General features: G+C 52.1%; 20 protein-coding genes and 3 tRNA genes. 7 read left to right on the top strand and 16 right to left on the bottom strand.

The window, feature by feature from the left end; all coding sequences use genetic code 11:
* Positions 1 to 137: 137 nt before the first annotated feature.
* The 3 genes from C7W93_RS00450 to C7W93_RS00440 form a co-directional block, all read right to left on the bottom strand.
* A tRNA-Met gene (locus tag C7W93_RS00450) sits at positions 138 to 214 on the bottom strand.
* A gap of 49 nt (positions 215 to 263) precedes the next feature.
* Positions 264 to 340: transfer RNA gene (locus C7W93_RS00445), tRNA-Met, on the bottom strand.
* Positions 341 to 387: 47 nt separating this feature from the next.
* Positions 388 to 464, bottom strand: a tRNA-Met gene (locus C7W93_RS00440).
* A gap of 208 nt (positions 465 to 672) precedes the next feature.
* On the opposite strand from C7W93_RS00440, the gene C7W93_RS00435 reads away from it, so the two are divergent.
* Positions 673 to 1,245, top strand: coding sequence for an NUDIX hydrolase (locus C7W93_RS00435; protein ID WP_108438261.1), 573 nt, complete (start codon positions 673 to 675; stop codon positions 1,243 to 1,245).
* 6 nt (positions 1,246 to 1,251) lie between these two features.
* Here C7W93_RS00435 and C7W93_RS00430 read toward each other — a convergent pair whose 3' ends face one another.
* Positions 1,252 to 3,573, bottom strand: coding sequence for an EAL domain-containing protein (locus tag C7W93_RS00430; RefSeq protein WP_108440391.1), 2,322 nt, complete (start codon positions 3,571 to 3,573; stop codon positions 1,252 to 1,254).
* A 489-nt stretch (positions 3,574 to 4,062) separates the two neighbouring features.
* Here C7W93_RS00430 and aat point away from each other — a divergent pair, with 489 nt between their 5' ends.
* The 4 genes from aat to C7W93_RS00410 all read left to right on the top strand — a co-directional run bounded on the left by aat (position 4,063) and on the right by C7W93_RS00410 (position 11,348).
* A complete protein-coding gene (gene aat / locus C7W93_RS00425; protein ID WP_108438260.1) occupies positions 4,063 to 4,791 on the top strand; it encodes a leucyl/phenylalanyl-tRNA--protein transferase in 729 nt (242 codons plus the stop codon).
* Positions 4,792 to 4,905: 114 nt separating this feature from the next.
* Positions 4,906 to 5,631, top strand: coding sequence for an arginyltransferase (locus C7W93_RS00420; RefSeq protein ID WP_108438259.1), 726 nt, complete (start codon positions 4,906 to 4,908; stop codon positions 5,629 to 5,631).
* Between the two features lie 83 nt (positions 5,632 to 5,714).
* Positions 5,715 to 6,755 (top strand): quinone-dependent dihydroorotate dehydrogenase, encoded by a 1,041-nt coding sequence (locus C7W93_RS00415; RefSeq protein ID WP_108438258.1) that lies wholly within the window; start codon positions 5,715 to 5,717, stop codon positions 6,753 to 6,755.
* 156 nt (positions 6,756 to 6,911) lie between these two features.
* Positions 6,912 to 11,348 (top strand): DEAD/DEAH box helicase, encoded by a 4,437-nt coding sequence (locus tag C7W93_RS00410; RefSeq protein WP_108438257.1) that lies wholly within the window; start codon positions 6,912 to 6,914, stop codon positions 11,346 to 11,348.
* A 53-nt stretch (positions 11,349 to 11,401) separates the two neighbouring features.
* On the opposite strand, the gene C7W93_RS00405 is transcribed toward C7W93_RS00410, so the two are convergent.
* The 5 genes from C7W93_RS00405 to C7W93_RS00380 form a co-directional block, all read right to left on the bottom strand.
* Entirely contained in the window at positions 11,402 to 11,899 is a 498-nt protein-coding gene (locus C7W93_RS00405; protein WP_108438256.1) for a hypothetical protein, read from the bottom strand.
* 146 nt (positions 11,900 to 12,045) lie between these two features.
* Positions 12,046 to 13,014 (bottom strand): FAD-binding protein, encoded by a 969-nt coding sequence (locus tag C7W93_RS00400; RefSeq protein ID WP_225869713.1) that lies wholly within the window; start codon positions 13,012 to 13,014, stop codon positions 12,046 to 12,048.
* Entirely contained in the window at positions 12,986 to 13,396 is a 411-nt protein-coding gene (locus C7W93_RS00395; protein ID WP_108438254.1) for a hypothetical protein, read from the bottom strand. Before C7W93_RS00395 ends, C7W93_RS00400 begins: the two co-directional genes overlap by 29 nt.
* Before the next feature lie 344 nt (positions 13,397 to 13,740).
* Positions 13,741 to 14,343 (bottom strand): 2'-5' RNA ligase family protein, encoded by a 603-nt coding sequence (locus C7W93_RS00390; protein WP_108438253.1) that lies wholly within the window; start codon positions 14,341 to 14,343, stop codon positions 13,741 to 13,743.
* Positions 14,344 to 14,876: 533 nt separating this feature from the next.
* Positions 14,877 to 15,644, bottom strand: a complete 768-nt coding sequence (locus tag C7W93_RS00380) for an SDR family NAD(P)-dependent oxidoreductase (protein WP_108438251.1) — start codon at positions 15,642 to 15,644, stop codon at positions 14,877 to 14,879.
* A 123-nt stretch (positions 15,645 to 15,767) separates the two neighbouring features.
* On the opposite strand from C7W93_RS00380, the gene C7W93_RS00375 reads away from it, so the two are divergent.
* Positions 15,768 to 16,679, top strand: a complete 912-nt coding sequence (locus tag C7W93_RS00375) for a LysR family transcriptional regulator (protein WP_108440390.1) — start codon at positions 15,768 to 15,770, stop codon at positions 16,677 to 16,679.
* Between the two features lie 90 nt (positions 16,680 to 16,769).
* Here the strand turns inward: C7W93_RS00375 and C7W93_RS00370 are convergent, their stop codons facing one another.
* The 5 genes from C7W93_RS00370 to C7W93_RS00350 form a co-directional block, all read right to left on the bottom strand.
* Complete coding sequence (locus C7W93_RS00370) at positions 16,770 to 17,963, bottom strand: MFS transporter (protein ID WP_108438250.1); 1,194 nt, start codon at positions 17,961 to 17,963, stop codon at positions 16,770 to 16,772.
* Complete coding sequence (locus tag C7W93_RS00365; protein WP_108438249.1) at positions 17,960 to 18,787, bottom strand: enoyl-CoA hydratase/isomerase family protein; 828 nt, start codon at positions 18,785 to 18,787, stop codon at positions 17,960 to 17,962. The genes C7W93_RS00370 and C7W93_RS00365 overlap by 4 nt, the downstream gene beginning before the upstream one ends.
* Positions 18,788 to 18,809: 22 nt before the next feature.
* Positions 18,810 to 20,312: a class I adenylate-forming enzyme family protein gene (locus C7W93_RS00360; RefSeq protein WP_161539845.1), complete on the bottom strand. Its 1,503-nt coding sequence runs from the start codon at positions 20,310 to 20,312 to the stop codon at positions 18,810 to 18,812.
* A gap of 59 nt (positions 20,313 to 20,371) precedes the next feature.
* Positions 20,372 to 21,373: an MDR family oxidoreductase gene (locus C7W93_RS00355; RefSeq protein ID WP_108438247.1), complete on the bottom strand. Its 1,002-nt coding sequence runs from the start codon at positions 21,371 to 21,373 to the stop codon at positions 20,372 to 20,374.
* 233 nt (positions 21,374 to 21,606) lie between these two features.
* Positions 21,607 to 23,007, bottom strand: coding sequence for a short-chain fatty acid transporter (locus C7W93_RS00350; RefSeq protein WP_108438246.1), 1,401 nt, complete (start codon positions 23,005 to 23,007; stop codon positions 21,607 to 21,609).
* A gap of 528 nt (positions 23,008 to 23,535) precedes the next feature.
* On the opposite strand from C7W93_RS00350, the gene C7W93_RS00345 reads away from it, so the two are divergent.
* Positions 23,536 to 24,177 (top strand): TetR/AcrR family transcriptional regulator, encoded by a 642-nt coding sequence (locus C7W93_RS00345; RefSeq protein ID WP_108438245.1) that lies wholly within the window; start codon positions 23,536 to 23,538, stop codon positions 24,175 to 24,177.
* 125 nt (positions 24,178 to 24,302) lie between these two features.
* Here C7W93_RS00345 and C7W93_RS00340 read toward each other — a convergent pair whose 3' ends face one another.
* Both C7W93_RS00340 and C7W93_RS00335 read right to left on the bottom strand, forming a co-directional pair.
* The gene (locus C7W93_RS00340; RefSeq protein ID WP_108438244.1) at positions 24,303 to 25,022 is read right to left on the bottom strand and encodes an enoyl-CoA hydratase/isomerase family protein; all 720 of its coding nucleotides are present in this window, start codon (positions 25,020 to 25,022) and stop codon (positions 24,303 to 24,305) included.
* A complete protein-coding gene (locus C7W93_RS00335; RefSeq protein ID WP_108438243.1) occupies positions 25,019 to 26,188 on the bottom strand; it encodes a CaiB/BaiF CoA-transferase family protein in 1,170 nt (389 codons plus the stop codon). Before C7W93_RS00335 ends, C7W93_RS00340 begins: the two co-directional genes overlap by 4 nt.
* Between the last annotated feature and the right edge of the window lie 26 nt (positions 26,189 to 26,214).

Genomic DNA, 26,214 nt, shown 5'->3' with positions numbered 1-26,214 from the left:
AGATTCGACGCTGCGGAAAATAGAACAGATGACTGATAGCGAACACCATCATGTTGATAGGAAACATCCATGTGTAAAACACACGCACAAAAGCAAAAACCGCTGAACAGCTAAGCTGATCAACGGTTTCGACTTATTGGTTGCGGGGGCAGGATTTGAACCTACGACCTTCGGGTTATGAGCCCGACGAGCTGCCAGACTGCTCCACCCCGCGTCTGTACTTTTTAAAACAATGTCAGGATATTTTCCGACATTTTTACAACTGGTTGCGGGGGCAGGATTTGAACCTACGACCTTCGGGTTATGAGCCCGACGAGCTGCCAGACTGCTCCACCCCGCGTCTGTATCTTTAAAACAATATCAGGATATTTTCTGACATTTTGAATCTGGTTGCGGGGGCAGGATTTGAACCTACGACCTTCGGGTTATGAGCCCGACGAGCTGCCAGACTGCTCCACCCCGCGTCTGAGGAATGAGAGTATAAGGCTTATTGATCGATATAGCAAATCTTATAGGTAGAAAGTCCATTTCAATGCTGCGGTGATACACTGCCGTGTTCGGCATTAAAACTAAATACCGGTAATCAGGCCCCTGATCTAGGGTAACAATTCATTTCAACGCACAATGAAGCGCCATTAAAAACATTGTGCCCAGACCTTTGATACGCTACCTATGAAATTCTGCTCCGAATGCGCACATCCTGTATCTCTGCAAATCCCACCTGACGACACGCGCATGCGCTTTGTATGCAGCAATTGCGGCACTATCCATTATCAGAATCCAAAGATGGTCGTCGGCTCAATTCCAGTATGGGAGCACGAGGGCCAAGTCAGCATTTTGCTCTGCAAACGCGCCATTGAACCGCGCCATGGATACTGGACGTTGCCAGCGGGTTTCATGGAAAACAACGAAACCACCGAAGACGCAGCGCGCCGCGAGACAGAAGAAGAAGCCGGTGCCAAAATTCAGCTGCACGGCCTCTTCTCCATGATCAATGTCCCGCACGTGCATCAGGTCCATTTATTTTATCGCGCTACATTACTCGATCTTGACTACGCCGCTGGCATCGAAAGTCTGGAAGTCGAAATGTTCACCGAAGCGCAAATCCCTTGGGAAAACATCGCTTTTCCAACCGTTGCTTATACATTAAAAGCTTTTTTTGATGACCTCAAACGGGTGCAAGAAAATGGTGCCAGCTTCAGTCTTCATACTGAAGATATCTACAAGCCGATGCGCACCGATTAAGTTACATTAAACACGTTGATACAAAGCAATCAAAGTATCAATCGGTCGTGGTCGACTCAGTACAAAACCCTGAATCAGGCTACAGCCATATTGACGTAAATAGGCCAACTGCGCATCGGTTTCAACGCCCTCGGCGATAACCCGTAAATTCATGTGTCGGCCTAACTCAAGAATGGTACGCACAATCGCTTTATCTTCTTTTTGATTCGGCAAACCGCTCACGAATGAGCGATCAATCTTGATCGACGAAATAGGAAGATTTTTTAAGCGCGATAGCGAAGAATAGCCCATCCCAAAATCATCAAGACTGATGTCCACGCCGAGTTGTCGCAAGGCCCGCATCACCGGGATAACGCGGCCCGGTTGCTGCATCACCATTCCCTCGGTTAACTCCAGACATAGATGGCTTGAATGGATGCCCGACGCCTTCAAAATTGCGCTCAATTCATTCGGCAGATCGCTATCGGTAAATTCCGATGCGGCCATATTGACATGCATTTGTAAACCGCTGAATCCGGACCGATGTAATTGCGCAAGATCGTTGCAAGCTTGCCGCAGGACCCAGCGCCCGATATGCACAATCAAACTGCTTTGCTCTGCAATCGGAATAAAAATATCGGGACGCACAACCTCCCCATTTGGCCGACGCCACCGAATAAGCGCTTCGACTGCGTGGATATGTTGCCCGCTGCTATCGAAGATCGGCTGATATTCCAGGAAGAACGCATTGTCCGCCAATGCCTGATGCAACTGCGCTTCCATTGTCAATCGTTGCGCCACGTCCGACTGTTCCACAGCAAGCGTATGCGAGGTGCTGGTAGAAAAAAAACTGAGCGCATTACGCCCCGTTTTTTTGATCCGATACATTGCCGCGTCCGCGCTACGCAATAGTTCTGGGCTAGTCATGCCATTTTCAGGGAACATGCTAATGCCGATACTGGCTGACACTGTTATCTCATTGTTCTCAAACATGAACGGCAGCCGCGCCGCCTGCAATACGCGCTGACCAAGTACATCCAACAATGTATCGAGCGGCAATATTGCATCCTCGGGAATCAACAGAATCGCGAATTCATCGCCACCAAGACGTCCCACATAGCTCCCGGCTGGCGCCAGTGCTGACAAGCGTTGCGCAAACTCCTGCAACACCACGTTCCCGGCTTCGTGACCGAAAGCATCGTTCACAGGCTTGAAGCGGTCCAGATCGATAAATATCAACCCAAAAGTCGCATCCGAAGTGGCCGTGTCTGCGCATTTTTTATCTAGCATCCGATAAAAATGCGTACGGTTGGCAAGCTCGGTCAAGCCGTCGATCTGCGCTAGTTGGCGGATAGTTTCTTGCTGTTCGAGACGTTGTGCCGTCTGCGCAATCAGCGCGCCGATAGTCGCTGAAAGATGCGGCAATTGCGCTTCGCGCTGACGCGATAGTCGGCTATAAAATTCCAGCACGCCAGGACTGTGGCGGTGCCCGTCCTCGGTGACGTAAACAACGGGAAAAACATAGCCTGAGCGCAAGCGACATTCCTCAGCGCTGTTGTAGCGCAAAAAACCCTGATTGCGTACCAAATCTTCTATCCAGCGTGCTTCGCCGGATTGCCAAACCTGCCCCACCAATCCCGCACCGGATGCCATCCGCAGGGTACAGCTCTCATCGGTGAACGCACTCAGCGGATATTGGGGGTCGTGCCAAAAATATTTGCAGGCAAGTTGCTGCGTCTCGATCTGATCCGATTCCACTGCCCAATAAGCGCCCCACTCCCATCCGAGGTTTTCGCATACAAGCTGAATCACCTTCGTCACGGCATCGCCCAAGGTATCGGTGCCGACTAAAAACTGTGTGGATTCGATACTCAGCCGTTCACGTATTGCCGCATGTTTCGAAGAAGTAGTCTCCAATAAAATGCCGCTGCGAACATCCTGCTTCACCGCTGTTTGCGGCAACGGCATCAGGCGCAACCAACGTAAGCCACCGCTTTCATTCATGACGCGAAACTCGCACTCATCGTGCATGCCAGTTGTGCCGCTTGTTGTTAGCGCTGACACCAGCATTAAGACATCATCCGGCAAGACATACCTCGAACAACTTTCCAAGGTAGGTTGCCAGCCGGCTTCAACGCCTAGCATTTCGGCCGCGCTAACTGACAACACCAGCTGGCCGGTTTCAACATCGTGCCACCAACGTCCAAAAGAGGCAGCCTGCTCGACAAAATCAGGCGTGCTTACCTGCGTCAATGCAGCGCGCAGAGAAAAAGATATCGGTGGAGTAGACGTGTGAATCCTTTCTGAAATAATGGGGACTGGGCAAGCCGGGGAAGCTGAGTCATGCATGGTGGCTAACATCTCCATTCTTTCAGATAATGCTATTTAATAATATTTATCCTCAGCAAATAGCAGGCCATCGCAATGTGCCATTAAAGCGAAGTTTTAGCCGGACGGCGGCCTACAAGCCAAAAAAATGCACCAAAATAGAGCGAGTTAATCTATTTGCACCATTTCCCCCCGCATGAAGATAACTGTGAAGTCTGCAAATAGCCCGCAAATAAGGAATAATTGGACGGGCAAAGGAGGTAAATATTGTTAATAAGTGTGGCGGGCATTTTCTCCATATTTGTCGGCGCACGATTACCCTTAGCTGCCAGCATGGCTTAATGAAAAGCGTTTCAGAGTCATCACATCTACTTAAAACTTATCAATAAAGTTACTTAAGGCCGTCCATTGACTTTAAAATAATTAAATATGCGACGCAAATCTTTGACATTCGCCCGCATAGGGCATAACAGATAACATTGCTATCACCATTACTTTTAGGCCTCTGCAATGATTCCGTGGTTAGAAATTGATACGCCTTTCCCTGATGTATCGAGGGCGTTGGGCGAAGAAGACGGCGCGCCAGGACTGCTCGCCGCTGGCGCGGATTTGTCGCCGCATCGTCTGCTCAAAGCCTATCAACACGGGATTTTCCCTTGGTTTTCCGAAGGTCAGCCTATCCTTTGGTGGAGTACCAATCCACGCATGGTGCTGCAAACCGAACACTTTCAAATATCCGCCAGTTTACAAAAAACGTTGCGCAAAATTCACCGCAGTACACAGACCGATGGCCGTTGGGAAGTCCGTTTCGATTCCGCTTTTGAAGACGTCATGCGCGCCTGTGCGGGACCGCGCCGAGACGGTCAAGGCACCTGGATTTCAGACGACATCATCGTTGGCTATCGGGCGCTGCATCGCCTTGGTTATGCGCATTCAGTTGAAGTCTGGCTAGATGGCGCGCTGGTCGGCGGTGCCTATGGCGTCAGCATTGGCAGGATGTTTTACGGCGAATCAATGTTCGCCCGCGTCACCGATGCTTCCAAAATTGCACTGGCTTATTTGGTCCGCTTCTTGCATCAAAATGGCGTCACCATGATTGACTGTCAGCAAGAAACCCCGCATCTCGCGTCCCTCGGTGCGGCACCGATTTCCCGCGATGTCTTTATGCGGCATCTGCGCCTGGCGATAAACTATCCGCAAATTGATGACTGGCGACCGCTTCCGTTATTCCCGGCATAAAGGGTGCTGAATGTAAATCAATGGTCCATCGAATAGGGATTTTTGGCGTGGTTGAAATAACACGACATCACTCTTACGGTGTAAATTACATTTATCGAATCTGTCAGGATACTTATGACGCACTTAAAAGACCTTCCATTTTCCACCCTGCAGTTCTACGCAACAGCGCCTTATGCATGCAGCTATCTGAGCGGTCACCAAGCCCGTTCGCTGGTGGCCACGCCATCGCATTTGATCAACGCCGATGTCTATTCTGAGCTGGTCAAAAATGGCTTTCGACGCAGTGGGATATTCACCTACCGCCCTTGTTGCGATGGGTGTCAGGCCTGCACACCCGTGCGTACACAAGTAAGTGCATTTACGCCCAATCGTAGTCAACGTCGCGCCTGGGACAAGCATCATAATTTGACCGGATTAGTGACCAATCTGGCGTATGTGCACGAGCATTACGAACTATATCTGCGCTATCAAATTTCTCGCCATGCCGGTGGTGGCATGGATCAGGACAGCCGCGATCAATACGCCCAATTTCTGTTGCAGAGCAAAGTAAATACGCGATTAGTAGAGTTTCGCGAACCTGACGGCACCTTGCGCATCGTCAGCATTATCGACGTGCTCAGCGACGGCCTGTCCTCGGTCTACACCTTCTATGATCCTGATGTCGCAGGTGCATCGTTTGGGACTTACAGTATTTTGTGGCAGATCAAACAGGCGCAACAACTTGAGATGGATTACGTATATCTGGGCTATTGGATCAAAAATAGTCCGAAAATGGCCTATAAAATCAACTTCAGACCGTTGGAAGCGCTACGAGAAAACGAATGGGGTGCGTTAGAATAGTCGGCTGCTGATGCGCGTTCCATGCTATTTGGCGCATTTCAGCATCCGCCAACGCACTCTAATCACCACTACCATTCAAAATCGTGCCATCCAAACTCCTGTATAACCTCGCCCGTCCTGCCCTATTCTCGTTAGATCCAGAATCTGCCCATCACCTGACGATGACGGCCTTACGCCGCGCGCAAGCCATGGGCCTTACCGGATTATTGCCAAAACCAGCGCCAGATCCACGAGTTGTCATGGGGATTACCTTCCCAAATCCGGTTGGATTAGCCGCGGGTCTGGATAAAGATGGCGCTACTATCGACGGCTTGGCGGCGCTGGGATTTGGGTCAATTGAAATCGGCACCGTCACTCCAAAACCACAACCTGGCAATCCTCGCCCGCGCATGTTTCGGCTGCCAGCAGCGCAAGCCATCATTAATCGCATGGGATTCAACAATGGCGGCGTGGATGCGTTTGTCCGCAACGTGCAATCATCAAAATTCTATCAAGAGCGCGTTGGTGTACTCGGCCTGAATATCGGGAAGAATGCCGCCACACCGATAGAAAATGCGGCGGACGATTATCTGTATTGTCTCGAAAAAGTCTATCCGTACGCAACATATGTCACCGTCAACATCTCATCGCCAAACACAAAAAACCTGCGTCAATTGCAAGGTGCGTCTGAGCTAGATGCGTTGTTGTCGCAGCTCAAGCAGGCGCAGCAAAAGTTAGCAGATCAACATAAGCGTTACGTTCCTGTAGCGTTAAAAATTGCACCGGATATCGATGCAGAACAAATTAAAGCCATTGCTGATGCCCTATTGCGCCACAAAATGGATGGCGTGATCGCCACCAACACCACCATTACCCGGGATGCAGTCAAAGGATTGCCGCACGAAAACGAGGCAGGTGGCTTATCCGGCGCGCCAGTATTTGCGTTGTCTAACGCCGTTATCCGCCAGTTGCGCGCTGAATTAGGCGAGGCGATCCCAATTATTGGCGTTGGCGGGATTTTAAACGGCGCTGATGCAAAAGAAAAAATGGCGGCAGGCGCAGCATTAGTGCAACTTTATAGTGGGCTAATTTATCGCGGACCGGCGTTGGTGCGCGAGTGCGCCAACGCACTCCGAAAAAATTAAGTTGCATTCTCGCCAGCAATTTAGACAAGGTTTTTGGTTGACGGTTGATTAGACAGTTAGCAAGCCGCAGTGGGTTTTGTCGGTGGTAGCCCGACAAAACCTACAAAAAACAGGATTACGCGATATGCGAATCGCTGCTCCGCTCTATAATATTTCATGGCTACCCCACACCCCGCCGTAGACAACTGGGATAATTTCCACCCCGCTGTCGCTGCATGGTTCCGCAGCGCGTTTCCACGGGCAACGGAAGCGCAACAGCGGGCGTGGCCCTTAATCCGCAGCGGACGCCCGACCTTAGTCGCAGCCCCGACCGGATCAGGCAAAACCTTTACCGCTTTTTTAGCTGCCATTGACGAACTGGTCCATCAAGCCGTCGCAAACGGCGGCGTACTGCCAGACGCCACCACCGTCATCTATATTTCCCCATTAAAAGCCCTCTCCAACGATATCCGCGTGAATTTGCAAGCACCGCTGGAAGGTATAACCCGTGAGCTAGCCCGCATGGGTTTGCCCGATCCCGGCATTCGCACCGCCGTGCGCACCGGCGACACCACGGCACAGGAACGGCAGGCAATGCGCAAGCGTGCGCCACATATTCTGGTGACGACACCCGAATCTCTGTATGTGCTGCTGTGCTCGGATAGCGGTCGCGCTATGTTGAGCAACACCCGCACCGTTATCGTCGACGAAATCCATGCCGTTGCTGGCAGTAAACGCGGCAGCCATCTGGCGCTCAGCCTGGAACGATTGGACGCGCTTTGTGCGCAACGGCCTACCCGCATCGGGTTGTCGGCAACCCAAAAGCCACTGGATTTGGTAGCGCGATTTCTGGTTGGACGTACAGGCAATGGCGAATGTGCCATTGTCGACGTGGGCCGTGTTCATCGGCGTGATCTGGCGCTTGAATTACCGCCGATACCACTTGAAGCAGTCATGGCGAACGACGTTTGGGAACGCGTCTATGACCGCATGGCCGAATTGGCTGTATTGCATCGTACAACGCTGGTATTCGTCAACACACGACGCATGGCGGAACGTGCTGCACGCCATTTGTCCGAACGTCTCGGTACGGCGGCCGTCGCTGCCCATCATGGCAGTCTGGCGAAAGAATACCGTCTAGACGCGGAACAACGACTTAAGCGCGGTGAATTGCGAGTATTGATTGCCACCGCCTCGCTAGAGTTAGGTATCGATATCGGCGATGTCGATCTGGTCTGTCAGGTCGGCTCGCCCCGTAACATAGCCGCACTGCTACAACGCGTGGGCCGCTCGGGACATCAAGTTGGCGGCGTACCCAAAGGCCGCCTTTTCCCAACCTCCCGTGATGACTTGATTGAATGCGCGGCGCTATTAGATTGCGTGCGGCGCAACGAACTCGATGCGCTCCATGTCCCGCGTGCGCCGTTAGACGTTTTATCGCAACAAATCGTGGCGGAGGTCGCTTGTCAGGAATGGTCTGAAGATGCGTTATTCGCGCTGATCCGCTGTGCCGAACCCTACGCAGAATTGACGCGCACCCAATATAATGCGGTCTTAAGGATGCTGGCCGATGGCTATACCGGTCGCAATGGCGTGCGCGGCGTCTATCTTCACCGCGATGCGATTGCCGGTACGCTGCGCGGTCGACGTGGCAGCAAACTAACCGCCGTCACATCGGGCGGCACGATTCCGGACAATGCCGACTACACGGTATTACTAGAACCGCAGGGCCACATCATCGGCACCGTCAACGAAGATTTCGCGGTAGAAAGTCTGGCAGGCGATGTTTTTCAATTAGGCAATACGTCGTACCGCATCCTGCGCATAGAAGCAGGACGCGTGCGCGTTGAGGACGCCCATGGCGCTGCGCCGAATATTCCCTTTTGGCTGGGCGAAGCGCCGGGCCGCAGCGACGAACTTTCAGCTGGCGTCGCCCGGCTACGCGGAGAAATCGATCGCCGGCTCTCAATCCCTGAAGTGACGCTAGTCTCAACGGCGATGCCCGTGAATGACGACGCCACTGCCCAGCCGTTAATTCGCGCGCCCCAAAACTTAAACGCTGCCATCGATTGGTTGGTAGATCATGTCGGCATAGATGACGTTGCCGCACGCCAGATCGTCGATTATCTGGCCCGCGCACGCGCCGCGCTGGGGGCGCTGCCAACGCAAGACACTTTGGTGATGGAACGCTTTTTCGACGAATCCGGCGGCATGCAATTGGTATTGCATTTACCCTTTGGCAGCCGTATTAATCGTGCCTGGGGTCTGGCGCTGCGCAAGCGATTTTGCCGCACTTTTAATTTTGAATTGCAAGCTGCGGCGACCGAAGATGCCATCGTCTTATCGCTATCGGGCAATCATAGTTTTGGGCTGGACGAAGTATGGCGTTACTTGCGCTCTGGCAATGCAGAGCATCTGCTGATTCAGGCAGTGCTGGATGCCCCGCTGTTTAATGTACGCTGGCGCTGGAACGCGACGACCGCGCTGGCACTGCCGCGCTACAGCGGCGGCCGCAAAGTACCGCCACAGTTGCAACGAATGAAAAGCGAAGACCTGCTGGCTGCGGTATTTCCCGATCAGGCAGCCTGTCTGGAAAACGTCGTTGGCGAACGTACTCTGCCAGATCATCCTTTGGTAGAGCAGACCATCACCGATTGCCTGCACGATGCAATGGACAGCGACGGCTGGCTAGCGATCCTACGGCGCATGGAACAAGGTCAGCTCACATTGATCGCCCGCGATCTGCCTGCGCCGTCACCGCTGGCGATGGAAATATTGAATGCTCGTCCGTATGCTTTTTTGGATGACGCGCCGTTGGAAGAACGCCGCACACAAGCCGTTATTAATCGTCGCTGGACCGATCCCCATTCGGCTGACGATTTGGGCGCGCTGGATGCAGATGCCATTGCAAGCGTGCGTGAGGAAGCCTGGCCACGCGTGCGCGATACCGATGAAATGCACGAAGCGCTGATGAGTCTGGCTTGTGTAACGCAAGCAGAAGTCAATCAGTACGATGGCTGGGAGGAATGGCTGAACGCACTCGCTGAAAGCGGTCGGGCAACGCAGATGCAATGGAAAGAAATATCTTTATGGCTGCCGGTCGAAAGGGTGACGTGCATGCAGGCAATCTACCCGGAAGCAAACTTTCAGCCGTCGCTAAAATTGCCCGAAATTTGCCGTATTGAATGGGATCGAGATGAGGCGATCAACGATATTTTACGTGCCCGCCTGACCTGTTTCGGCCCGCAGTCACTGTCTGCAATTGCGCAGCCGCTCGCGATGCAAACCACGACGGCGGCAATCGCTTTGGCACATCTTGAAACCGAAGGCCATATCATGCGCGGCCATTTCACCCCCGGCGCAACCGCTGAAGAATGGTGTGAACGACACTTGCTGGCGCGCATCCATCGTTACACCATCAAACGTTTGCGGCGAGAAATCGAACCTGTCGAACGACAAGATTTCATGCGTTTTCTGTTCGACTGGCAACACTTGACGCCGGGTTCGCAATTGCAAGGACGTGACGCACTATCGGAAATCATCACTCAACTGGAAGGATTTGAAGCCGCCGCGGGTGCTTGGGAAAGCGACATCCTACCAGTCAGACTGGAAGACTATTCAGCACCTTGGCTGGATGAACTATGTCGTGCGGGAAAAGTTGTCTGGGCCCGCATCCCTGTGAGCAGAGCTGGCAGCACAACTGGCGGTCCGGTTCGTACGACGCCGATTGTATTACTACCACGACGCAATCGGGCCATCTGGAATGCGCTGCTCAACGAGAAAGGGAGCGGAAATAGCAAGCCTGACATAGCGGCCCGCGCCGAACGCGTACACGCGGCTCTGTTGCGCGACGGTGCGATGTTTTTCGATGAACTGCTGACCGATACCCGTTTACTACCCATTGAGTTAGAGAACGCGCTAGGTGAATTAGTCTCGCTCGGCCTAGTCAACGCCGATAGTTTTGCCGGGTTGCGGGCGCTGCTGCCGTCGGCCAACAAACGCACTAGCCATAGCAGACGTCGGCATCATGGCGTTGCGATGGCTAACCGCATGGATGAAGCTGGCCGCTGGGCCTCGGTACGGCGCGATAAGACGAGCCCTGACAACGATACGGACACCACGCTACTACCGATCTCGCACAGAAAACCGCGCACCGATCCAAAAGTCCTAGAACACATTGCCCTGACCTTGCTGCGCCGCTACGGTGTCGTGTTCTGGCGAATGCTGGAGAGGGAAGCAGAATGGCTACCGCCATGGCGCGAATTGCTGCCAGTTTTTCATCGCCTGGAAGCACGCGGCGACATCCGCGGCGGCCGTTTCGTCGGTGGTTTGGCAGGTGAGCAATTTGCGTTGCCGGAAGCCATTCCACTACTACGTGAAGTCCGTAGACGGCCAGCCGATGCCAGTCTGGTTTGCGTCTCGGGAGTCGATCCGCTCAATCTATCAGGAACGTTACTGTCGGGTGAAAAAGTCCCGGCGCTAACGGGCAATCGCGTGTTATTCCGCGATGGCCTGGCGGTAGCGACGATGATTGCAGGGAAGCTGCATTATTTAGTCGAACCGGAACCTTCCGAGCGCGAATCGCTGCGCGCGGCACTGATCAAATATCACTAAATAATCCGACCAATTCCGCGTGACCAAAAACAAATAAAATCAGGCCGGGATAGCTATATTTTTTTGTTCCAACACATTGGCGCGGCAAACGAATGCAGCACCTGTGTTCTGCGTTTAAGCCGCTCCAACGAAGTACAGCGCAGATACTTAAAAGCCTGCTGATTAATTTCTATTGTGGCTTGCGATAAGAAAATATCCACATCCTTCGACAATCGCTCTGATGTACTTATCTCTGCCAGCGTTTCATCGTCGTCCTTTCTACTCTGCGCAAAAACGCAATGCACAAGGTCTTCCAGCGTGATAGCACCAAGATCGTGGGCAAGCCGCCAATGATCAGGTTGTTGCTCATCGCGACGAACCAAATTGGATTTCACCAGCGACGCCCACGCCGTGCCAAATCCCACCCGAGAGTAATCGCAATATTCCCGGATACGATTGATCCGCACTGCGTGAGGCGCATCCGCCGCCAAACCACCGAGGATACGGGTAAGTGTCCCCAAACCGTGATGCAATTGCTGGTTACCAAACAGGTATGGTTCAGGTGCTGTCATATCGAAACAATTCAAAGAAATATTCCTGGTTGAAAGGATGCCGATCAACCAGCAATATAAATTTAAAAAAATGTAATGGCCAAGTAACCGCTGCGTAGAATCAACGCAGCAATCAGCGGCTAGAAGAATATCTGCAACAAAACCCGTTACAGTTGCGCGATATGTTGCGCCGCCAACCTACCGAAGACCAGTCCACGTAATACTGAAGTTGAGCCGGTATATACCTGGTGATACAAGCCGACGGTTTCACCTGCGGCATACAGCCCTGATAACACCTTGCCATCGTTGTCCAGCACTTGCGCGTGGACATTCACCTTGACCCCGCCAAAGGTAAAGCAATTTCCAGAGATAATCGGAAATGCATAGAACGGACCTTTTTCAATCGGACGCGCCCAGTTACTTTTTGGCGGAATCACGTCTGAAGTTGCCACACCATCCAGTTCCAGCGGCGAATACGCACGCTGCGATGTGCATCCGGCGTTATACCGTGCGATCGTCGACAATGTTTCGCTGAGCGGCAAACCTAATTGCGCCAACAACGATTCCAGACTCGATGCTGACAACGGCGCAACCTCGGATCGAATACTGGTTTTCCAGCGCGGAATTTCTTCAACTTGCGCATCGAAGATGACATAACTAATGCCCTCTTTTTGCTCGGCGATGGCACGCGTAATATTATCGTAGCTGGCATCGCTGGCACCAGGTGCCTCGTCCAGAAAACGTTCGCCGGATGTATTGACCAAGATGCCGTAGGGATAGATAAAAACGACCGCGCCAGGTTGGCGTGAGCGTGGATCAATCGGTTCAGAATGATAGGAAGAAAAATCACCGGCAGGTGCCGCGCCAGCCGCCAGCGCCATACGAATGCCCTCGCCTTTATCGTAATAACCGCCACTTGCCACCGGACGGATATAGCGCGCACGCGTCCCCATGTAACGCGTCAACATTTCTGGATTGCCTTGATAGCCACCGCTGGCGAGAATGGTTGCACCCGCGTGCAATTTTCTGCGCAAGCCATCCGCACCGACCACCGTCACGCCTTGAATGCTGCCATCTTCTGCAATAATTAATGCTATTGCAGTAGTGTTATCCAGTGTCCGTCCAGCGACCGGCACGCAATTCCTGATCCATCCACGGAATCCGTCGTGCGGCAGAAAGCATCAAACCGATCGTCATTTCGGCGACCGATTGCGCGTTGGCACCGGGTGTTACGTAGACGGGAATAGCCCGCTCGGTTGCCGCACTAACAGCGATATTACTGACACCGACGCCATGCTTGGAAATCACCTTCAACGTCGGGCAAGATCGGATTGCCAAGGCTGACAAATCGACGGTACGAGAAATCACCGCATCAACAGCATTTGTCGCAAGTATCGATTCGACCTCCGCAGCATCTTGCGTTTTATCTAAAAACAGTACGCGGCAACCGGCGTTTTCAAGCCGCTGCATGCCTGCCGGCGCTAACTTTGAGGCGGTAACAAAAATGGTGTAGGTCATGTTGGAAGAGTTGCTCAAAAAAGAATGTTGAAATCTGATTTTTACAAAAATAAGGCGTTTAACTAGCGCCAGACATTCTTGATAGAAAGCGATCTGTTCTTATCGGCAGACGAAGAAAGCCATCTTTATTGAATCAACGCATCGCATGCATCGCTTAGCCGACACACCCATTATTCTTGATCGAAACAATAAAGTATATTGTGTAATTTTTATAAATTAATAAATTCCAGTTATAGATTTTTTTACGCGTTCGCACACGTCCGATGCAATTCACGTTGCATCGAATATGCTTTAGAAAGAAATGTTAATGGCGAGTAAAGAAAGCGTAGACGCGCCTTGATGCATCAAGGCAAAAGCGTCCACCGCGCCAGCGGAACATGGCGAGTACGTCCGAGTAAACTGTGGACCAGAATGAATTCACGCACTGTCCAACTGATAGGCTCAATCGATCGACTAGAAACAAAGCGGTTGTCGTACAGCAAAGTGACGTGCGGTGTGTAATGCGGATGTGCGATTCGGATACCAACTTTTTCTAGCGCGATGTCCAGCGCGCCAGATAGCGACGCCTGAAAAACCTTCAATAAAGCATTTTTCTCGCTATCTTGCTCAGCCAGCATCACAAACGGACGGTTGCGCGGTCTTCCCTGAAAACTTGCGACGCGATCAAACGTCACATCAAATGGCGCCATATTGACACTTGTAGCCGCCGCCATCGCCACTTCTACTACCTCTGGCGACAACCCCACATAATCACCTAAATAACTTAGAGTCACGTGCAAGCGCCCCGCCCCAAATAATTTGCCTTTCAATCCGTATTCATCACGCAAATGTTCTCCCTGATAAATAATGCGAGCGGCGGCCTCCTTCGTTGGAATGATTGCGAAGAATAAACGATCCGTTGGCTGGAGCGCCGCCTCAAAGCCCGGCAATGAAAATTGTTCATGCATATCGATGCAGTTCCTCAAAAGCAATTGTTTGCATTATTGCCTCAGGCCTTCTGGATAAAATACGCAGCGCCAGGGTGGATGACGCCAGCCGGATATGCCGATGACAATTTTTCCCATAGATTAGTATAAATACAAATCTGCATTGCGTTTGAAGACGCGTGTTCAGGTCAAGACAGAAGATGATACGCGTGACACTGTGTTGCTTTGCGAAGCAACCAGCCTCAGGCCTCGAATAGATAAAATTTGGGGGCTTGATCTAACACAGTTCGAAATATTGCATTTTCAACAATCTCTTGATGCTTTACTCTATTGCGTACTATTCAGGATCTTCAAGTCTGCAATTCGATCAAATTCACACAAAAAAGCCCGCGTTTAAGCGGGCTTTCAGATACGTTCAACTTTTAAATACAGCCTTAGACATCATCACTCTTCAGCCAAACAAAGCCAAGGTTTTGGTCTCACTTTTGCACGCAAAAAAAAAAGAACCACTCAGGCTGGGCGCTTAAAAACCCACCGAAATTCCAGCCAGTAGATTAGATGAAGATGCCGCCCGAGACTTCGACGCGCTGTGCATTAACCCAGCGATTGTCCTCAGAGAGCAAGGCTGCGACAGCCCCACCGATGTCATCGGGCAAACCGACGCGTCCCAGCGCCGTCTGGCTCGCTATAGCCGTGTTCATCTCGACGTTATCACGCACCATGCCACCGCTGAAATCAGTTTCGATCGCCCCCGGTGCCAACGTATTGACGGCGATGCCGCGCACGCCAAGCTCTTTAGCCATGTACCGCGTCAGCACCTCGACGCCGCCCTTCATTGCAGCATAGGCAGCAAGTCCGGGAAACGTAAAACGGGTCAGACCGGATGAGATATTCACGATACGACCGCCATCATTCATCAGCGGCAGCAATTTTTGCGTCAGGAAAAATGGGCCCTTCAGATGAATATTAAACAGCATGTCGAACTGTTCTTCCGTGGTTTCCTCCAGGCTCGCATGGTAACCAACACCGGCGTTGTTGACGAGATAATCGAAGCGATCCCGCTGCCAAGTATTCGCCAGCGCGGTCTTTACCGTTTCGGCAAACGCGGCAAACGACTTCGCGTCGCCGACATCAAGTTGCAAAGCCACTGCACGACGCCCTTGCGCCTGAATCTGCTGAACCACGGCTTGTGCCTCAACGTCGTTGCCCTTGTAGGTAACGATTACATCAACGCCGCGTTCGGCCAGCTTCAGCGCCGTGTTGCGTCCGAGACCGCGACTAGCACCAGTAATGAGCGCTACAGAAGAAGTTTGATTAGTCATTGAAAATCCTTAGTTGTCGAAACAGGTTGCGATAGATGAACTTTAATCATTTCCTGAGCGAGGATAAAGCCATCAAAATTGGTTACACTGTTCTTTTATAAAAACAATCAAGGTCGTGCAGCCATGGATTTTGATGAACTTCGGATTTTTTCAAGAGTGGCCGATTTAGCCAGTTTCAGCCGTGCCGCAGAACAATTGGGGCTGGCAAAGGGCCATGTATCGACGTCGATCCAGCAGCTAGAAGCGCGCCTCGGTACTCGCCTGCTACAACGAACGACGCGTAGTGTGCGTCTGACCGAAGATGGCAAACGCTTCCTTGATCGCTGCAAAGAGTTGCTCATTGAAACGGAACAACTTCAGGTCATGTTTCAACCAGCGTCGGGAGGCCTCACAGGACGGCTCAGAATCGACATGCCGAACGTCTTCGCCCGCGATGTCATCATTCCGCGTCTGCCAGAATTCCTGAGCGCGCATCCGCTGCTGGAAATCGGCATTAGCACAACCGACCGCCGCGTAGATCTGATCCAAGAAGGATTCGACTGCATCTTGCGCGTAGGCGTATTGGGAAACGCCGATCTGGTCGCCCGTCCTATCGGGCTGATGCAAATGTCAAACGCCGCTAGTCCAGACTACCTAAGCCAATACGGCGTGCCTCAGACACTCGCTGATCTGACGCAACACCGCATCGTGCACTACACGCCAAAGCTGACGTCGAACGATGCCGGATGGGAGTACTTCGACCGTGCGAATAACGCCTACAAAACTTTACCGATGCCCGCTGCGGTCTCGGTAAATGGCACCGATGCCTATCAGGCGGCCGCTCTGGCTGGTTTAGGCTTCATTCAGGCACCGACGCTCGGCCTGCAGCGATTGGTTGATCAAGGATCATTAGTTCTGGTGCTGCCAGAGTTCACCGCGTGCCCGATGCCTGTTTCCCTGCTATACGCCAACCGCCACCAGCTTGCACCCCGCGTTCAGGCGGTAATGCGCTGGATGACGGACATCCTCACGCCGTATTTGATTGAATTGACGTGAGATGTGGTGTCACGTCATCGTATTTAGCTGCGGCAATTTGACGTCAGGTTATGTATGTTTTAAAGCATATCTCGGCTATTTAGCAGAGCGTTACTCACAACGAACAGGCAAAACCACTGAAGCTCCTCGCAATAATAAACGCATACTCATCAGTCCAAAAATCGGTCCTGGCAGTAAAATCCACGCGACTTTGCTGCCGATTATTGGGTAAGCCGACGTGGTAATCAGAATCGCGAAGGTTGTGAGGAGAAATCCCAGGCTGTTTTGAATTGCCAACGCGCTGCCAACTAATCCAGGTGGACAAGCCTTGACTGACATCGCTGAGAACTGCGGCGAGTCGGCGACCACTGCCACGCCCCACAGGAGCATTAATGCAAGCTTCCAGAACACCGGCAAAGTTTGCAAAAGCGGAAACAGCAGGCATATCGCGCCCGAGGTCGCCAACGCCCACCATGCCACGCGTGCGCTGCCCACTCTTTCGCTGAGTAGGCCACCGGCGATACAGCCCACCGCACCGATACCGATTACCGCGAATGCCCAACCAGAAATACTTTGATGCGTTGGCAATCCCGATGAGGACAGCACATCCAGAAGCAGGACAGGCACCAAGGTCCAGAATGCATATAATTCCCACATATGGCCAAAGTAACCGAAGGCGGATGCCCGAAATTCTTTTACGCGGAATGCATCCATGACGTTACCGATTGAGCTTGATGAATCGACACGCAGTTGAAGGTGCGGACCATCGCCTAGCCAGCCAACCATCAACGCGCCGACAAGCGCCAACGCGGAGGATGTCAGGATAACCGCTTGCCAGGAAACCATCCCGCCAACCATCCGTATTCCATGCGGCAACGCCGTGCCCAGCGTTAGCATGCCAACTAGTAGGCCAAGACTTCGTCCGGCGCTTTGCGGATTCCAGCTGACAACAAGTTTCATTCCCAACGGATATATTCCGGCAAGAGACAAACCGACGACGAACCGGAACCACAAGGCGCTTTCCAGCCCTGTACTCAAAAGAGCAAAGAGACCGTTAAAAATGGCGCCGAGGATGCAGCAGACCGCAAATATCTTGCTGGCAGCGAAACGATCCGCAAAACCCGTAAAAGCAAAAACCAACGTCCCCACGATAAAACCGGCTTGAACAGCATTGGTTAACCAACCGATATCCGCTGCACTTAATCCCCAGAGGCGTATTAAATCGTCTGCTGCACTGTTCGCGCTAAACCAGAGCGATGTACCGAATAGTTGCGCCAGAACAATAGTGGCAATCGGCTTGTTCATGTAGACTGTGCTTCAGCAAAGCGCGCATCACGCCATGCGATCGCTGCCCGCATCCCGCGCTCTCGCGCGATGTCCATGAATGCGCGTTTATCCGGTGAACCCTTCGATTCAATCGCGTGATCGATGTCCAGCGCTTCTTTCAGCGCATTTTGCATTCCCTGAAGTTCATAGGTCCGATTCAGCGCCTTTTTTGTTTGACTGACAAGGACTGGATCTACCAATGCAATCCCGCGAGCAATGCTAAGCCCCGTCTCAACATGCGTGCCTTGCGGAACAATACGGCTGATAAATCCCATGCGAAGTGCATCTTGCGCATTGATTCTGTCTGCGCCAGTAAAAATGATGTCCTTTGCCTGTTTCGGCCCTGTCATCCAAGGCAACAACATGGTCACGATCCCTGCACCAAATTTCAGTTCAGGCTCACCAAAAATAGCATCTTCTGCGGCGATTGTAATATCGCAAGAGAGGGCTATTTCAAACGCGCCTGCCATGCACGCGCCATGAACGGCGGCAATAGTCGGTTTGGGACTATTCCAAAAGCGCATCGTGGTATTAAAGTCGAGATCGAGAATGTCACGCCAGATTTTCGACCCTTGCGGTTGGCTTTCCATTTGGGCCTTTAAATCGAAGCCAGATGAAAAGGCACGGCCAGATCCGCTCACCAAGATAACGCGCACAGTATCGTCAGATTCAGCGCGATCAACAGCGTCGTTAATCTCATGCAGCATCGTTTTGTCTAATGCATTCAGGCGCTCGGGCCGGTTAAAGATGATGTGTGCGATACCGTCTTGGGACGTATATTGGATCGTGGTGAAGTCAGACATAGTGGTCCTTTTAATGTGCGCGTTAAGCCGAAGTCGCTGCTGAGGCCGATGCGATGGCACCGGATTGGATCATCATCTTGAGCTGCCCTCTATCCGCCTTGCCGGTACGTCCTAATGGCAGCTCATCCGATATGTAATAAGTGTCGGGCTGCTTGAATTTTTCCAACCGGCTTTCAAGATATTTTTTTAAAGCCGAAATTTCAAGAGAAGTACCAGTTCGCGGCACAACCAACACGTGAATACGTTCTCCGAGAACGGCATCCGCAAGGCCCACGGCCATGGCGGCCGAAATATCGGGGTGCGAGCATAACAATTGTTCCAATTCTCCTGGAGTAACCTTGTTCCCTCCCCGGCTAATTATTTCCTTGCTTCGCCCCATCAGTTCAACCACCGAGTCGTCTACTAGTCGCGCTAAGTCGCCAGTTTTGAGCCAGCCATCCGAAAGGGCCGAGGTCGTAAGGTCTGGTTCATCCAGATAGCCGTTCATCAAATAGGGACTGTGTATTTGCAGTTCGCCCAAGGTGCCCGATGGCACCGCTGCATCATAAGCGTCGACTATGCGGAAACCAACGTTGGGCGAAGGCCGACCGATGCAGCCAGGATATTTCGCATAATCTTCTGGGAAAGAAAAAAAGTCACAGGTCGCCGTTTCGGTCAATCCGTAAATGTCGATCAGGTCAGTACGTGAAAAGCGCTGTCTGATGGTAGATGCAAGCGAATGGCCCAGCGATTCTCCCCCGATTAAAATCTGGCGCAATTTATCTTGCGTAACTACTCGATCGATTTCTGATAGCAATCCTGAATCAGAAAACAGAACACGCATCATTGTCGGCACCATCCCGACACGCGTGATGTTGTTATCGACCAGTGATCCCAGGAAGGTTGTTGGATCAAATTTTTCAGCCATGACTAGCGTGCCGCCCCGCATCAATGTCAGCAAACTTATCCAGAGACCGAAACTAAAAGTAATATTCAATACCAGCAACGTATTCTCATACGGTTGAAAATTAAGTAAGCTATCGATCTGCTGAATCTTGCCGTAAAACGCATCATGCGAGACCACAACTCCTTTCGGCGTGCCGGTGGATCCCGAAGTAAAGATAATGAATGCGGCATTCTCCAACAGCGGCCTGTCCGGTGGGCACGTCGTTGTGATCATCGTCACGACGCTTGCAGAGTTGGCTGCTGCCTGCATGTCAATCATCAATCGCGCCTTGGTTTTATCCAGAACCTTAGCCGCCACTGCCGCAGGCGTGCTGCGATGTACCGGAACCACGACACCGCCCGCATTCCATACCCCTAGCAATGCCGCTATATCCAGTGGATGATTCGACACGTGGACATGCACCGGCTCATTGGGTCCGATCCCAATGTTGCGCAGCGCATCTGATACGCGTTCCGCCTCGCGCGCCAGCGCCGCATATGACAACGAACCATGCTTGCCAGTGAGCGCGACAGCATCGTCAAACTTGCCGCACGCACTGTTCAACGCATTTCCCAGGCCCATGTTTAATTTTATTTGCACAGCAGTCTCCATCCTGTTTTTTAGAGCGGTTTTATATCATTGCGTTACCTGCACAATGATCAGACAGCGTTAACATCAACTAGCACGCGTCCTTTGAGTTTTCCGCCCAGCATGTCTTCCGCGGCGTCCTTAACGTCGGTCAGTGAAACAGTCGTCGCCGTAATACCATTCAACACTTCCATTGGCAAATCGTTGACGATACGCTGCCATGCACTAACGCGATCTTTGGTTGGCAGCATCACGGAGTCAACGCCGATCAGTCTGACACTGCGCAGAATGAACGGCATGACGGTGGTCGACAGATCGGCCCCGCCAGCTAAACCACACGCAGCGACAACGCCGCCGTAGTGCATTTCCGCCAGAACACGTGCCAGCACTTTAGAGCCTACAGTGTCGATCGCGGCAGCCCACCGTTGCGCTTCCAAGGCACGAGGAGCCTCGCTCCACTCCGGTCCATCCGCAAATGCGGTTGCGCCGAGTTGTTTTACATAAGTATGTTTGTCGGGATCGCCCGTGAGCGCGGTAACCGAATAGCCAAGATTTGTGAGAATGGCGACCGCTACGCTCCCGACTCCCCCGGCAGCACCTGTGACTAGCACTGGCCCGCTTTGCGGCGTGATATTGGCCGCTTGCAGCGCATTAACGCAGAGCATTGCCGTGAAACCTGCAGTACCGATCATCATCGCCTGCCGCGTAGTGAGTCCTTCCGGCAGCGGGACTAACCAGTCGCTTTTGACACGCTGGTACTGGCTGTAACCGCCCCAATATTTTTCACCGACACTCCATCCGGTCAGTACCACTCTGGTCCCCGGCTTGTATTGCGGGTTACTGGATTCAACGACAGTCCCGGCAAAGTCGACTCCCGGCACCATTGGCCAGGTCCGTACAATCTTGCCCTTGCCGGTGATCGCCAGCGCATCTTTGTAGTTCAGCGTGGAATAGTCAACTTTAATCAGCGTATCTTCATCAGGCAGCGCGTCAAGAGCTAGTGTCTCAATGGAGGCATTGGTTTTCTTGTCTTCTTCGCGAAGAACCAGGGCTTGAAATTTGTTTTGCGACATTAGAGTCTCCTTAATTTTAAGTGGGATTTATCCCGGAAAAGAGGCAGATGCAGGCGTATTTGCGCAGCACCCACCACTATATGCAACTTGCTAGTTGACTAGTCAAATATTTATTTGGACAGAGTTTGGCTTCAAGTGATGTCAACATTGCTATCCTTTGAAATTCACGAGCAGTTGAACTCGTCCATTTTTTACGTCACTTTTAGATAAATCATTAATCGTACAACTGCGGCCTAATTCGGGAAAAAAAGTAAAGTGCCGCCCATTACTGCGCACATGATGAAAAAAGCCACGACGGTATAACCCATGACACGCCCCATGCCCACACCGGCAATTGCCAACAGCGGAATGACCCACATAGGCTGAATCATGTCGGCAGCGCTCTCGCCTAGTGCAACTGCAATCGCCACCGCACCCTGCGCAACATGTAGATGCTCTGCAGCCGCAACCACAAACGGTGCCTGAACTACCCAGTGACCACCCGCGCTCGGTATGAACATACTAATGATCACGGACGATACAAAACTCCAAAATGGCAGCGTTTGCGTCGTTGAAAAACTAATGAACCATTGGGCGATAACGTCCGCCAATCCGGTGGCCGACATGATGCCCATAATTCCGCCGTAAATAGGGAACTGCAGCAGAATCGGTCCTGTCACACGAGCCGCATTGTTTATGGCGCGTACATAAGCCTTTGGCGTCCAATGCATCAACAAGCCCAGCAACAGAAATATGAGAACTAACATATTCAAATCCATCGCAAATGCGCCCTCTGATATTTTCAGCCCAATGTATGCCAGGCCAAGCCCTACCAGCGCAAGATTAAGTATCCATGCATGGTCGAGCATTCCGGCAATAGTATGCGATGCACTTTCTTCCGGGATCACCGCATCTTCAGCTTTAAGACGGACTGGGTCTGCTGCAATCGTCTCCGCATCGCTGGGCATCATTGCGCGAAATACCAGGGGAAGAACGATCGCCAGAATAATCAAAGGTATGTAGTTCAACGGAGAAAACAAAAACTCCTTCATCGGAAGCACGTTTCCCGTGATTTTCTCTATCACATTGAGAGGCGAACCTTTGCTAGCACTCACCAGCGCGATCGAGCTGGAAATGCCGCACACATAGAATGACCAGCCAGCATAAGCGGCCGCTACCAACCATGCAAAATCTACACGCATACGTTTCGCTATTTCTCGCGCAAATAGCGCCGAGACAACGAGGCCAACAGCCCAATTCAACAGGCCAGCCGTCATCGAAACCAAGAATGTCAGGGTCATCGCCCCTTGTTTTGTAGTCGGGATCTGTGCAATCGTTTTAAGAAGACTAGCCACCGGTTTGGAGGTCGATAGGGCGTGACCGGTTACCAGTGTCAGCGCGACCAGAAAGGCAAAGCTGGCGATTTTGAAAACACCGTCGACCCAGCTTGTCAATACTTGGGGAACCGAGGCATGCGGCGCTAAAAAATAAGCCAAAACGCAGGTCAGCACTGTCAGCAAAATGGCAATGACAAAGGGATCAGGCATGATCCGTTCGACGATCATTACGCAAATTCTTGCAAACCGCTGCAGTGCGGCGCTGAGAAATCCGTCGCCATCTCGCCGCGACGCGTTGTCCGAAATTATTTTTTCCACCACTTGTCTCCTTAATATTTATGAATGTGGGTTTTTACTCAAACTTGACGAGCTTGTTTGAGCTAGTGGCCGACAGTTCGCTTCTAACGAGCAAATCTAAATCAGCCACTGGGCATATTTATACCCACTAATAACTGACTGGTCAACTATAGATTTTCAAAGACAGGTACAGAGGGGATTTAGCTATGCTATCGAGAGGATGCTGTGCATCTTGCCTCTGTTCCAAGCCACTCACAATAACGGATTCAACCGAATTTCTAGATTTAGTTGACCAGTCAGTTATAAACTATTATGATTCCTCAAGAAAATATTTGATGTTTGAGTTGCTGGGTTTTCCGTGCGAGACCTTGCCCGGGGGAAATGAATACAACCTAGCATTGAAAACGGAAAAGCGATTCGACGCCTACAACGCAGAAAAAATAAATGCGGAGTCCTTGATCGGATTTGAATGCGGAAACTATGCCTAAATTTTACGCATGACCGCTCATACAATCGCCCACCTGATGGCATCGCCAACCGGAACCACAAATGGCTAAAAATCCCGCAGCATCTGCACCCCGTGATAAAGGAAAACGCGCGGAACTCATTCGCATTGGCGTCGAAATCTTTACGGAAAAAGGTTTCCACAACACACCGCTCGACGAAGTCGTTAAAGCTGCTGGCGTTCCGAAAGGATCTTTTTATTACTACTTCGAAAACAAAGAAACCTACACGCTCGCGGTGATTGAGGGGTATGCCGATTATTTTGCGCACAAGCTTGATCGCATACTGACGGACTCATCAATTCAACCTTTAGACCGTATCAAGGCTTTCACATTAGATGCTACAGCAGGAATGGCGCGATTTGATTACAAGCGAGGTTGCCTGATCGGAAATTTGGGCCAGGAGCTGGCCGCATTGGACGATAAATTTCGACTCGCGCTCCTTAGCGTACTGACGGATTGGCGTCAACGTATTCAAGCCTGCCTTGACGAAGCAAAAGTAACAGGCCATCTACGGGCCGATGCCAACAGTGAGGCACTTGCGCGCTATTTCTGGATCGCCTGGGAAGGGGCTGTGCTGTGCTCGAAGCTTGAGAAATCCAGCGCACCTCTAGACGATGCAAGCAATGCTTTCATTGAGCACCTCAAGCATTTACAGCCGATTAAGCCAGAGAACGCAACGAGTTGAAACAGGTGCGATAGCCTGGCTTAAGCCAAGATGCATTAGGAGACGTTTTCTGATGCATTTGGCTAACATTTGAGCCGGATCAATCGCGCCGCCTGGTGCTTACCGCAACGTAGATGACTGGACTATTACTGAGTTAAATAATCCGTGATGCGGCTTTTTAAACCCGGTCTTGCCGCAGATCGCACGACCGACGCGAGATCGCGGTCAGGCATTTCTTTGTCAAGCGCCTGATATAGCTGTTGTTGCGTAGTCCGATCAAGTCCCCGCGCAACGCGTTGCGCATCCGTGATGGCATCCGACCATTCTCCCTCCTCAAGCAGATGCGTCGCCAGCCCAATCTCAATGGCCTCGCCTGCAAGGATGATGCGCCCTTGCTGTAGAATTTCCAGCGCTTTTTCCAGCCCTACCAGATCGGCAAAGCGTCGAGACCCCAAAACCAGCCCAAACTTGAGTCCTGGCATTCGGAAGCGCGCGTCTGCGGTGCTATAGCGCTGCCTGCATACGGCGAACAGATCAACACCGGCGCCAAAATTTCTACCGTGGGCGAATGCGACTGTCAGGCATGGCGAGGAAGCGACTGTATGCAGCAAGGTCTCGATCCTGACAAAGCGCAACAAGAGATCGCCATCACTCTGGCTATCAAGGCCACCGAAATCAAAGCCCGCGCTAAGATTCTTGCCGCATCCACGAAACACCAATACCCGAGCACCGCTAACATGTGCATTCTCAACCCCCTCAAGGAGCGCCTCCACCAACGGCGCGCTAAGTGCATTCATCTTGTCCGGGCGGTTCAGCGTAAACGTCCAGCAGTCTTGATCCCGATCAATTTCGAGTAAGTCTGTCATGACGCTTCCTTCGCAACGACCGGGAATAGGGATGCGAGGATTTCAGCGCTATGCTCCCCAAGCGCCGGTGGCGGACGACGAATAGGCAAATTGTGGCCCGATAAACGGATGGGTGAACCAAACGTCTGCGTTTGAGCGCCATTTGGCAAAGTGAGCGGTTGGACCCACCCCATGTGATCTACCTGGATGTCTGCCAGCACGTCGGAATACCGATTTATCGGTGCGCATGGAACGCCAGCGGCGCGAAACAGTACCAACCAGGAAGCTGCATCGTCGCCGACAAATAGCGCTTCTAGCATCTCTCTAAGTTCATTCTGATGCCGGGCGCGAGTGGTAGGCGTGCTGAAACGGTCATCGGACAACCATTCCGGATGGTCAAGCGCAACGCAAACGCATTTCCATAGCGCGTTGTTGCCAGCCGCCATGCCGAAATATCCATCGCGGCACCGAAACGCTTGGTAGGGAGCGTTACGGGGATGTGCAGACCCCAACTTAACAGGGTCACGTCCGCTGCCAAAATATTCGGATGTCTGCAACGCTGCAATGCCCAATGTTGCTCCGAGCATGGATATATCGATATGTGTGCCGCAGCCCGTCTGCTCGACCGTGCGCAATACCGAGGCGATCGAAAAAGCCGCATACAAACCAGCCGAGAAATCGGCAAGCGGAACACCGCACTTTGCGGGCGCGCCATCCGGCTCCCCTGTGATGCTCATGATCCCGCTCATTGCCTGAATGGTCAGATCGAAACCGCCTTCCTGCGCACGTGGGCCTGACTGGCCGTAAGCAGAAATCGAGCAATACACAAGCCGCGGATTAAGCTCGTTCATCGCCGCGTAGCCGAGGCCTAACCGATCCATTACACCGGGTCGATTATTCTCGATAAGCACGTCCGCATAGCGGATTAATTCGCGTGCGAGCTGCACATCATCGTCGTTTTTCAGATCAAGTGCGACTGACCGCTTGTTGCGATTAAGCGAGGCGAAATTCTCGCTGAAACCATCGGTAATCGGCGGCCACGCGCGCAATGTATCACCGCCCTCCGGATGCTCTATTTTAATGACGTCTGCGCCCATGTCTGCGAGCAGCATGCCGCAATAGGGACCGGCAGCGACGTTGCAGATTTCGATGACTTGAATACTATCTAATGCGAGAGTTTGGTCCATGTGCTTTCCTATCCGTGGGACTGTTG

The sequence above is a fragment of the Glaciimonas sp. PCH181 genome (assembly GCF_003056055.1).
Taxonomy (GTDB): Bacteria; Pseudomonadota; Gammaproteobacteria; order Burkholderiales; family Burkholderiaceae_D; genus Glaciimonas.
This window is presented reverse-complemented; position numbering and strand designations above follow the sequence as displayed.

Coding starts and splice junctions, on each gene's coding strand:
- C7W93_RS00435 (WP_108438261.1), top strand. CDS start 673: ATGAAATTCTGCTCCGAATGCGCACATCCTGTATCTCTGCAAATCCCA.
- C7W93_RS00430 (WP_108440391.1), bottom strand. CDS start 3,573: ATGCATGACTCAGCTTCCCCGGCTTGCCCAGTCCCCATTATTTCAGAA.
- aat (WP_108438260.1), top strand. CDS start 4,063: ATGATTCCGTGGTTAGAAATTGATACGCCTTTCCCTGATGTATCGAGG.
- C7W93_RS00420 (WP_108438259.1), top strand. CDS start 4,906: ATGACGCACTTAAAAGACCTTCCATTTTCCACCCTGCAGTTCTACGCA.
- C7W93_RS00410 (WP_108438257.1), top strand. CDS start 6,912: ATGGCTACCCCACACCCCGCCGTAGACAACTGGGATAATTTCCACCCC.
- C7W93_RS00405 (WP_108438256.1), bottom strand. CDS start 11,899: ATGACAGCACCTGAACCATACCTGTTTGGTAACCAGCAATTGCATCAC.
- C7W93_RS00395 (WP_108438254.1), bottom strand. CDS start 13,396: ATGACCTACACCATTTTTGTTACCGCCTCAAAGTTAGCGCCGGCAGGC.
- C7W93_RS00390 (WP_108438253.1), bottom strand. CDS start 14,343: ATGCATGAACAATTTTCATTGCCGGGCTTTGAGGCGGCGCTCCAGCCA.
- C7W93_RS00380 (WP_108438251.1), bottom strand. CDS start 15,644: ATGACTAATCAAACTTCTTCTGTAGCGCTCATTACTGGTGCTAGTCGC.
- C7W93_RS00375 (WP_108440390.1), top strand. CDS start 15,768: ATGGATTTTGATGAACTTCGGATTTTTTCAAGAGTGGCCGATTTAGCC.
- C7W93_RS00370 (WP_108438250.1), bottom strand. CDS start 17,963: ATGAACAAGCCGATTGCCACTATTGTTCTGGCGCAACTATTCGGTACA.
- C7W93_RS00365 (WP_108438249.1), bottom strand. CDS start 18,787: ATGTCTGACTTCACCACGATCCAATATACGTCCCAAGACGGTATCGCA.
- C7W93_RS00355 (WP_108438247.1), bottom strand. CDS start 21,373: ATGTCGCAAAACAAATTTCAAGCCCTGGTTCTTCGCGAAGAAGACAAG.
- C7W93_RS00345 (WP_108438245.1), top strand. CDS start 23,536: ATGGCTAAAAATCCCGCAGCATCTGCACCCCGTGATAAAGGAAAACGC.
- C7W93_RS00340 (WP_108438244.1), bottom strand. CDS start 25,022: ATGACAGACTTACTCGAAATTGATCGGGATCAAGACTGCTGGACGTTT.
- C7W93_RS00335 (WP_108438243.1), bottom strand. CDS start 26,188: ATGGACCAAACTCTCGCATTAGATAGTATTCAAGTCATCGAAATCTGC.